The sequence below is a fragment of the Streptomyces sp. NPDC007162 genome, assembly GCF_040634175.1.
Classification (GTDB): Bacteria; Actinomycetota; Actinomycetes; order Streptomycetales; family Streptomycetaceae; genus Streptomyces.
The window spans coordinates 1-2,944 of sequence record NZ_JBEYFC010000791.1 but is presented as its reverse complement, the minus strand read 5'-3'; the positions used below and the strand labels follow the sequence as shown (position 1 = coordinate 2,944).

The window sequence follows — 2,944 nt, the reverse complement described above, 5'->3', positions numbered from 1 at the left end:
GCCTGGACGCCGGACGACGAGTCGGCGGGGTCGCGGGCGGCGGCCGGCTCGCGCGATCCGGCCCGGACGCCGGGTGGGAGGTCGGTGGGGGTGCGGGAGGCGGGTGGCTTCGGGGTGGGGGACGGGTCGGGGCTCATGGGGTGGGCCGCCCGGCTTCCTGCCGGTCGTTGCCCGGTCGGGTGGGAAGGGGGCGGTGGGGCGGGAGGGGGCCGGCGGTCACCGTGGGGTGCCAGCCGTCCCTGGCCAGCGCCCGGGTCAGGGCGTCGACGACGCGTGCGTCGAAGTGGCGGCCGGCGCACCGCCGTAACTCCGCCACCGCGACCGGCACCGGCCGGGCCCGGCTGTAGGACCGGGTGGAGGTCATCGCGTCGAACGCGTCGGCCACGGCCACCACCCGCGCGCACTCGGGGATCTGCCCGCCCGCCAGTCCGTACGGGTAACCGCTGCCGTCGATGCGCTCGTGGTGGTGGAGGATCGCCGCGCGGGCCTCGCCCAGGAAGGAGATCCCGCGCACCATCTCGTGGCCGTACTCGGGATGGAGTTCGATGATCCGCCGTTCGTCCGGCGTCAGCGGTCCGTCCTTGCGGAGCAGTCGCGTGGGGACGCCGAGCTTCCCGACGTCGTGCAGGATCCCGGCGAAGCGCAGCACCTCCACCCGCTCCTCGGGCATCCCCAGTTCGCGGGCGATCATCACGGAGGCCTGGCCGACCCGCTCGCTGTGCCCGCGGGTGTACCCGTCCTTGATGTCGACGGCCTGGACGAGCGCGCGGATGGTGGCCTGATGGGCGGCCCGTTCCCGGTGGTACTGGGCGAACACCCACCAGGAGACGCCCATCGGCAGCAGCACGAGCAGCGCGGCGACCGGGCCGTACGGGCTGCGCCAGAGCACGGCCATCATCAGCCCGGCGAGCCCGTGCACCCCGATCGGCGCGAGGGAGCGGGAGAACAGGCCCTGCCAGGCCCGGCGGACAGGAACCCTCCCCCACTGCCCGAAAGGCGTGGCAGGTGCCCCCATGGCCAGCGCGAGCATCCCGCCGTCCAGGAGTGCGAGCACCCCGCAGAACGCCAGGACCGCCGCGGCGCACGGCAGCAGCGCGTACGGGAAGTCGGAGCCGGCCACCGCGTCGCAGCCGCCCAGCACCCGGTGCACCCGTCCCGCGGCCCACACGGCGAGGGCCAGTTCGGCGGCCCGCCAGATGCGGCGCGGCGCCTGCGGCCGGTGCGCGGCCGGCGAGAGCAACACCCCGGGCAGCGGCACGAGGGCGGCGGCCGGTGGTGACAGCAGGAAGGCACCGGCGAGCAGCACGGGGTAGAAGGTCCCGCCGAGCCGCTGCCGTCCGACGCGTTCGCAGGCCGCGTAGAGCACGGCCAGCAGGGCGACAGCCCAGCAGGGTGTACCCATGACGCCCCTCCCCCGACCGTGCCTGTCCAGGCTCCGGAGCCTAGGGCGACAGCCGGAGGGTCTGGGAGGTCATGACCGGAGGATTAGCACATTCGGGTGACAGACCACCCGTGGCGGAACTCCTCGAAGGAGGACGTTCAGCTCTCCTGGGGGGTGGCCGGGGCGACCGTCACGTCGCTCTCCGGGACGGTCTGGCCCGAACGGATCAGGTCCAGCCGCCCCAGCACCTTGGCCCGCAGGTCGCTCGGTACGTCGTCGTGCCCGCAGCACCTCTTGACCAGCTTCTTCACGGCCTGCTCCAGCCCGTACTTCTCCAGGCAGGGCGAGCACTCGTCGAAGTGCTGCTTGAACTTGACGCGATCCATGTCCGGCATCTCACTGTCGAGGAACTCGTAGAGATGATCGAGTACCTCACTGCAGTCCGTCTCGTGCGGCTCTCCGCAGCTCATGAGCCCGAGCCTTTCGCTTCGTTCGACTCTCCGGCGCCCGCCGGGACGAGCCCGCGCTCACGCGCGTAGTCCTCCAGCATGCCGCGCAGTTGACGGCGGCCCCGGTGCAGCCGGGACATCACCGTACCGATGGGTGTCCCCATGATGTCGGCGATCTCCTTGTACGCAAAGCCCTCGACGTCGGCGAGATAGACGGCGATGCGGAATTCCTCGGGGATCGCCTGCAGCGCTTCCTTCACGTCCGAGTCGGGCAGGTGGTCGAGCGCCTGCGACTCCGCGGAGCGCAAGCCCGTCGACATGTGCGACTCGGCACGGGCGAGCTGCCAGTCCTCGATCTCCTCGGCCGCGGAGCGCTGGGGTTCGCGCTGCTTCTTGCGGTACGAGTTGATGAACGTGTTGGTGAGGATGCGGTACAGCCACGCCTTGAGGTTGGTGCCCTCCCGGAACTGGTGGAAGGACGCGTACGCCTTGGCGTAGGTCTCCTGCACCAGGTCCTCGGCGTCGGCCGGGTTGCGTGTCATGCGCAGCGCGGCGGAATACATCTGGTCGAGGAATTCGAGCGCGTCCCGTTCGAAGCGCGCGGTGCGCTCCGCGGTCGACTCCGCGCCCACGCCCCGGCCCTCGGGCAGCTCCGCCTGACCGTTGTCGGTCCCTGCGTCGGTACCGGTGACCGGACCCACCTCCTCAAGTTCCCGGGCGGGACCAAAACCGATCCCACTCGACTCGGAGGATAGAACACGACCCGTGCCTCCCGCCGCTCGAATAGGAGCGGTCTTGGCCGCATGCAGCACCGTCCAGTCCAGGTCAGCGCTGCGCTCACGGCTCGGGCAGATGGTCGAACCCATGCGGCGGACTTCCTCTCCTTCGGCGTCGACGCTGGTGTCCCAGCACGTCTGTCCGCCACAACAGTGGTCCATCACGCAACATTCCCGGCCGTCACCCGAGGGCCGGGATCCATACGGCGACCGCATCCGTGATGATGGTCACTGCCCTTTCCTGCCCGATGTCTGCCCTCCCCCACGCTCGGCTCCGCTCGCGCGGGGGGACCCCCATGGGCACCGCGAAGCCGTGATCGGCGCCCGGCACCTCCACC

At 71.3% G+C, this 2,944-nt stretch carries 3 protein-coding genes; all 3 read right to left on the bottom strand.

Annotated features, from left to right (window positions below; all coding sequences use genetic code 11):
• Positions 1-133 precede the first annotated feature (133 nt).
• Positions 134-1,402 carry an HD-GYP domain-containing protein gene (locus ABZ646_RS43990; protein ID WP_360532659.1) on the bottom strand — a complete coding sequence of 423 codons (1,269 nt, stop codon included), beginning with the start codon at positions 1,400-1,402 and terminating at the stop codon, positions 134-136.
• 137 nt (positions 1,403-1,539) lie between these two features.
• The gene (gene rsrA, locus ABZ646_RS43985; RefSeq protein ID WP_360532656.1) at positions 1,540-1,851 is read right to left on the bottom strand and encodes a mycothiol system anti-sigma-R factor; all 312 of its coding nucleotides are present in this window, start codon (positions 1,849-1,851) and stop codon (positions 1,540-1,542) included.
• A complete protein-coding gene (gene sigR / locus ABZ646_RS43980; RefSeq protein WP_207921727.1) occupies positions 1,848-2,531 on the bottom strand; it encodes an RNA polymerase sigma factor SigR in 684 nt (227 codons plus the stop codon). Before sigR ends, rsrA begins: the two co-directional genes overlap by 4 nt.
• Positions 2,532-2,944 lie beyond the last annotated feature (413 nt).

Coding starts and splice junctions, on each gene's coding strand:
- ABZ646_RS43990 (WP_360532659.1), bottom strand. CDS start 1,402: ATGGGTACACCCTGCTGGGCTGTCGCCCTGCTGGCCGTGCTCTACGCG.
- rsrA (WP_360532656.1), bottom strand. CDS start 1,851: ATGAGCTGCGGAGAGCCGCACGAGACGGACTGCAGTGAGGTACTCGAT.